The following is a 6,383-nucleotide window of genomic DNA, read 5'->3' on the forward strand; positions in this document are numbered from 1 at the left end:
AAACGGACAATTTGAACTCAATACTGAATTTGCGATGACTGATTCCTTTCTTTCCCATTGCTTTCTCTTTTTTTGTTAAATGGGTGTAAAGTAAATCTGTAGCATGACAGACAATCCTTGGTAAGATATACTATATCCTTTGAACTCGCCAGTAGCACACAGGAAAGTTGCCGCCTTTTGCTCCAACATATCCTTATCTATGTTTACAGCTTTACGTTTTACTTCGAAGAACGTGGCTTCATCGTTCAGTTCATTCTCGGTTTATCAGACTCATTCCTTTCATTCCAAGTTCCGAAATGGCCGTTTCCGAAACAGCCGTTTCGCTACTACAAATATAGTATATTTTCTGTAAAGCAGTTGTTTTTCTTTCTGCCCAAAATCCAAAGAGATATGGAATATCTGATCAACGACATATTAGAATGGACTGTTATCTCCATAAATATTAAGCAATAAAACATTTCGTTCACTCTTTTTAAGAGTAGGCTGTCCGGTAAAAAATTGGCGTTTTATCGATTAACTTACTATTTATCATTCATTTGACACACAAACAGGCTGTCCATACAACGAATCAATTATTTTTCTACTTTTGGGTAATAAAATCAGTTAACAACTTACATCCATGAAAAATTATTTGATCCTTTGGCTGCTTGTTTTGTTGGCTGCTTGCCAGCCTTCCGGAAGAATATTTGAGGTTCTGAATGAAGCTGAAGGACTTCTCCGGATGCATCAAGCAGACAGCGCTTATACGCTTTTAAAAGGGATTCCGAATCTGCAGCAATATTCGGAAAAGGAACAGGCTCGTTGGTGTTTACTGATGACACTGGCCATTGATAAAACTAATCGAACACATACATCTGATTCATTAATCTGTTTTGCTATTCGTTATTATGAGAAAAAAAATGACTTCTCGAATTTGGCTAGTGCATTCTATCTGCAAGGTTGCGTAGAAAAAGAATTAGGAGACTATGAGAAAGCGGCTCATTCTTTCCTAAGTGCGTTGACTTTTTCCCAAGGCAGTAAACATTATAAATTACAGATCCTGGCTGCATCACATTTAGGGAATATTTTTGCATACTCTAATCTCACAGATAAAGCATTAACGGCTTATAAACTAGCCTTTGATTTCGCAGAACAAGCCAAAGACAGCATTAATTTATCTTTTGTAAGCGCTTATTTGGGACGGATTTATGGAACACAAAGAGATTGGGAGCAAGCAATAGCTAACTATCAACAGGCTATTTCCATCGCGGAACAGATTTCATACATGCCAACCCTGAAATTAGGACTAAAAGAATTAGCTATCATATACAGTCGTATTCAAAAGTACCAGGAAGCTCTTGCTTGTTTACAACGCCTGCTTAGCTTTGAAAAAGAATTATCTTCCAAAGAGAAATTTGCCATTTACTTGAATATAGGCGATTTATATCGTTTATCAGAAAACTTTGATTCGGCTATTCCCTATCTGGAAAAGGCCTTGCAAACGAAGAATTTATATACAAAACGCTCTGCTTATCAATGCTTTTATTATGTGTATACAGGACAAAGAAACTACCAAAAAGCCGTAGAATACAACAACCTGTTTTGGGAATGTAATGATTCTATCCAAAAAGTAGAAAATCGGAAAGCGGTTATAGCAGTCGAAGCCAAATACAAGCATGAGAAACTCCTTACGGAAAAACAGCAACTGGAACTGAAACAGTCGAAGTTGATATTCTGGGGCAGTTCTTTATTGCTTGTGGCAATCATTATTATTTTACTTGTGTACATGGATAAGAAAAGAATAACGATCCGCCTGTTTGAGCAATTGCATGCGATTCGGTCTCAAATAGCAGAAAACAAACGGACCATCGCTTCTTATCAGGAACAAATAGACAGTCTGTCGTTGCGACAATCCGATTATGATGATTTACAACAGGAAAAGGCTTCGTTAGAACAAGAAGTATCCAATCTGCTTGAACAGAATGAAAAACTGAATAGTCAGAAATCACAAATTTTGGTTCGCCTCAACCAAAAGGACGAGGAAATCAAACAATACGAAGAAATCATCAAACAGCGGGAAAATACGCCGGATATATTTACCCGAATCAAGCAAGCCCATACGATTGAAGAGAAGGAATGGCCGGAACTGATTGCCCGCACGGATGCCTTGCACCAGCAGTTCTTCGAACGACTGCGAAAAGCTTTTCCTCAGTTGACCGAAACAGATCTCCAGCTCTGTTGCCTTATGCGTTTGGGATACGATAAAAAAGAACAGAAGTCCTTGTTAAAGATAACAGACGACAGCTTGGAAAAGCGAAAACAACGGCTCAAAAGGCGCTTAGATCCGAATAAGAAATGGGAAAAAGGCGAATTAGAACAATTTATTCACCATTTTTAAGAGTCGCTGTCCGGTAAAATAACATCGTTTTATCGATTAACATTCTATTCGTCAGCCGGTTGATGCGTATAAAAAGTGTCCATACAACGAATCAATTCTTTCCTTACTTTTGAGGGAAGGAAAACGGATTATAGAATCAAATCACGATAAGAATAATAAAGTTAAAAGATAATTATATATGAATCCAAAAACTTTTATCTCGCTGATTACCGTTTTATGGGCAGGATGCCTGTTCGTCGGTTGTGGTTTCAATCAAAGGCAAGAATCAGGTCATGATGAAAACGGTGTGCCTCTTATTGAAATACCGGCAGATATAACACCGACGGTCGATCAGCTCTTCCCATTAAGTGAAGTGGCTTCTGATATAGAATTCGTGCAATTGGAAGTAACGGATGAATCTATGCTACGGGAAGAGATACATAATATACAAGTTTCGGATTCTTTTATTTTGGTAGATGATTTATTTTCGGTCTGTTTATATACCCGCGATGGGAAATTCCTGAGACGAATAGGAAACCGAGGCGAAGGACCCAAAGAATATGACTTTTCCCTTCTCTTGGTATTAGATGAAACAAACCAAGAAATCTATATACAAACCATAAAAGCGATAAAAGTATTTGGATTAGATGGGCAATATAAAAGAACCATTCCCAATACAAAATTAATTGATATATATTCTAATCTTGAACCAGCAATGTATAAGTGGAAAGAATATATATTTTTAAGAGATTATATACCTCTCGGTTTTCCCCGACAAGATATTTGGACATGGGCTTTGACTGATTCAAGTTTCCAGATCAAGAAAAAATATTACAATCCGGAAGTAATCAAGCGGAAGGATGAGTTAAATAAACAAGTAGGCAATCTTTTTGGAGAACCGAAATGGGGAGAAGGCAGTAAGAATCTAAAAGACTTTTATGCTGGAGATTTTACCATGAGCTTTGGGTTGAGCGATGCCATTTTAAAGTTTGATACCACTCAATTAACTTTTAATGCCCTATACAACTTCCATTTTGAGAAAAAAGTTCCGTTTGAAATGGCTGCTCAATGGGGAAAATTAGATGATCGTGTTTTTGATTACTACATTTTATGTGATTATCTTCTATCAAAAGATTATTTATATCTGCTTCTTAATAAAGGACGAGAAGGGATTGTTGTCCGTTATAATAAAAAGAAAGGGGAAACAGATTTTGCCCCTTATGAGAATAAGATAGTTGAAAGGAAATTGGAATTTGCAGACGTCGTACACAGGAGTTTCAGTGAGAAAAGCATGTTATTCCGCAATGATATGTCCGGCGGTTGTCCTTTCCGAGTCGATTATAAATCAGAGAACGGGAAATACCTGGTTGATATAATGAATATAGACGAGATTGAGCAGAACATCGATATCGAAAAGCTCAAGGACGAACAGGTAAAAGACGAATCCAGCAAGCAACGTTGGCTTGATCTGCTGAACCGTCTGAGTGAAGATGAACAGATAATCGTAATAGCCACCTTGAAATAATAGAAAGTATGAACCTAAAATTCGTTACTTTTTAATTTTTTAACAGTAGTCGTAAAGCTTTTCCATATATGTGCTAAAGCTTTTTGACAAATGTGGTAAAGCTTTTCGACATCTGTCAAAAATATAAAATGTAACGAGAAAAGGATAAAAATATAGGAGTAAAAGAATAAAATAATATTTGATTTGCTATGAATTACACCTACGGTTTATTGTTAGTATTTATTGCTTTTATTTCTTGTAATACAAGGAATAAAGAAAATTTGCCATCAGATTTAGAAGTTCTTGATTCGGCTAAGATAGAACAAGAAGTTAAACTGCCTCCATTAACAACGGAAAATATTGAATATAATAATGAAGAGACGTTTGGTGAAGTGATCGAATTGGAAGGAAAACGAATAATCCCCAATGATTCGTTTATTTTTCAACCACGGGAACCTAAGATAATAGTCAAAGGGAATCGTTTGGTCATGAAAGTTTTTAGCTACGGTAAAGATGCTCATCCTTTTTTAATATTCAATTATCCAGAGATGACATTCTTCAAAGCAAAAGGCATTGTCGGACCTGGACCGGATGAGTTTCGGTTTCCCAATATAATTCCTACAGAGGATTCGATGTTACTTTGCTATTTATTCGAAGCAACGAATGAAAAATTGTATCAATTGGATTTAAATGGAAATATCATACCATATCCTTTTAAATTACAAGCTTCCAAACAAAATATTTCTCAGAAAACGGATATATATAATCTGCGAAATAATGATTTTATTTATGTAGATGAAAGTCCAACTGGGAGAAGTATTATCCATACTTATCAAGATCATGATTCTGTTTATAACCAGGAAATTTATAGTTTACAATTGAATCCGAATATGAAAAGTTCCTATGCTTATATTGGGGATTTTATTATTAATCCAGAGCAAGATAGGATGGTTTATATTTATAAGTATTTCAAAGCATTGAAGTTTATGAATATGGATGCTTCTTCCGTTAAAACAATAAACTACAATTTGAAAGAATTTGATAGTAAAACATTACGTTTGGCCGATGGTCTGGATAAGAATATTACATATTATTGGGGTATAATGGGAGGAAAGGATTTTGTTTATTGTGCTTATAGTGGAAGAACTCCTATTGATGTTGCTAAAGAAAAACAGAAAGGAAATACCTACATTTATATTGAGCAGTACGATTGGAATGGCAATCCGATAAAGAAATATAAATTGAAAGACTTCTTTGGTAAGGTGTATGTTGATGAAGAGCGGAAAACAATATTAGGTATTAATCCTGATTACGATGATCCTTTTGTTGAGTTCCAAATACCAGAATAAGTAGAATTTATATCACAATAGTAGAATACCTATAATCTCACGCTTATGAAAACATTAATCTTTATCGAGACAATCCTTCTACTTGTAATGACAAGTTGCGGAAGTGACAATACATCGACTGATGGTTTTATAACAGTTGATGTAACCAAAAGCAGTTATTCACCTAAAAAAGAACTGGTTCTTCAGGACTTTATGGATGTGGAATACATTCCGTTGGAAACAAACGATGAGTTTGTTAATCAAGGATATGTGAATGCTATAGGCGAAAAATACATAATAGTAACAAATTATCGGGAAGACGGTGATATTTTTGTGTATGACCGAAATGGGAAAGCTATCCGTAAAATAAACCGAAAAGGGCAAGGTGGAGAAGAATACATATCTTGTCTAAAAATTATATTGGATGAAGAGAACGAAGAACTATTTATAAATGATTTTTTGGCAAGAAAAATAAAGGTTTATGACTTGGAAGGAAATTTTAAACGAAGTTTTAAACAGAAGCAAGAAGGCGACACCCAGTTTTATGGGGAAATATTCAATTATGATAAGAATAATCTGATTTGCTATGATGAATGTAATGCAGATATACCGTTCCTGCTTATATCAAAGAAAGACGGAAGTATAACCAGAGAGATTATCACTCCATTTAAAGAAAAGAAGCTCTTTATTCAACTTTTAAGATATGAAGGCGGAACAAGAGCTGCCGGACCTGGACCTTATAGTAGAATAACTCCCTTTAAGGGTAATTGGATTCTGTTGGAACCTTCTTCAGATACAATTTACACATTAATGCCTGATTGTAGTTTACGCCCATTTATTGCGAAAACACCGCCAGTTCATACCCTAGATCCGGAATTTTACCTGATTTTGAAGTTAGTTTCCGATCGTTATTATTTCATGGAAAGCATCAAGAATGTGTATGATTTCAGGAAAGAAGAAGGTTTCCCTAAGACTTACTTTGTGTATGATACCCAAGAAAAGGATTTTTTCAGTTACATCATATACAATGGCGATTATTCCTATAAAAAGGAATTATATATGGTTATGTTCACTCCTATAAATACCAAAGGCGAATTATGGGCTACCATCGATGCTTTTGAACTTTGCAGGGATTATGAAAAAGGAAAGTTAAAAGGTAAACTGAAGGATATCGCCGCAAAATTGGGTGAAGATG

General features: G+C 35.4%; 4 protein-coding genes and 1 pseudogene. 4 read left to right on the forward strand and 1 reads right to left on the reverse strand.

Annotated elements, in window-relative coordinates; translation table 11 throughout:
- Positions 1 to 75: 75 nt before the first annotated feature.
- Positions 76 to 258: pseudogene (locus tag MUN53_RS17965) on the reverse strand (hypothetical protein); the annotation flags it as partial.
- Between the two features lie 361 nt (positions 259 to 619).
- Between MUN53_RS17965 and MUN53_RS17970 the strand changes: the two are divergent.
- From MUN53_RS17970 to MUN53_RS17985, 4 genes are all read left to right on the forward strand, one after another.
- Positions 620 to 2,377, forward strand: coding sequence for a tetratricopeptide repeat protein (locus tag MUN53_RS17970; RefSeq protein ID WP_243326779.1), 1,758 nt, complete (start codon positions 620 to 622; stop codon positions 2,375 to 2,377).
- Positions 2,378 to 2,555: 178 nt separating this feature from the next.
- Positions 2,556 to 3,881, forward strand: a complete 1,326-nt coding sequence (locus MUN53_RS17975; RefSeq protein ID WP_243326781.1) for a 6-bladed beta-propeller — start codon at positions 2,556 to 2,558, stop codon at positions 3,879 to 3,881.
- 188 nt (positions 3,882 to 4,069) lie between these two features.
- Positions 4,070 to 5,209, forward strand: a complete 1,140-nt coding sequence (locus tag MUN53_RS17980; protein WP_243326782.1) for a BF3164 family lipoprotein — start codon at positions 4,070 to 4,072, stop codon at positions 5,207 to 5,209.
- A gap of 45 nt (positions 5,210 to 5,254) precedes the next feature.
- On the forward strand, positions 5,255 to 6,383 hold a 1,129-nt coding region (locus MUN53_RS17985), incomplete at its 3' end, for a 6-bladed beta-propeller (protein WP_243326784.1).

The organism is Parabacteroides faecalis, assembly GCF_022809355.1.
Lineage (GTDB): Bacteria > Bacteroidota > Bacteroidia > Bacteroidales > Tannerellaceae > Parabacteroides > Parabacteroides faecalis.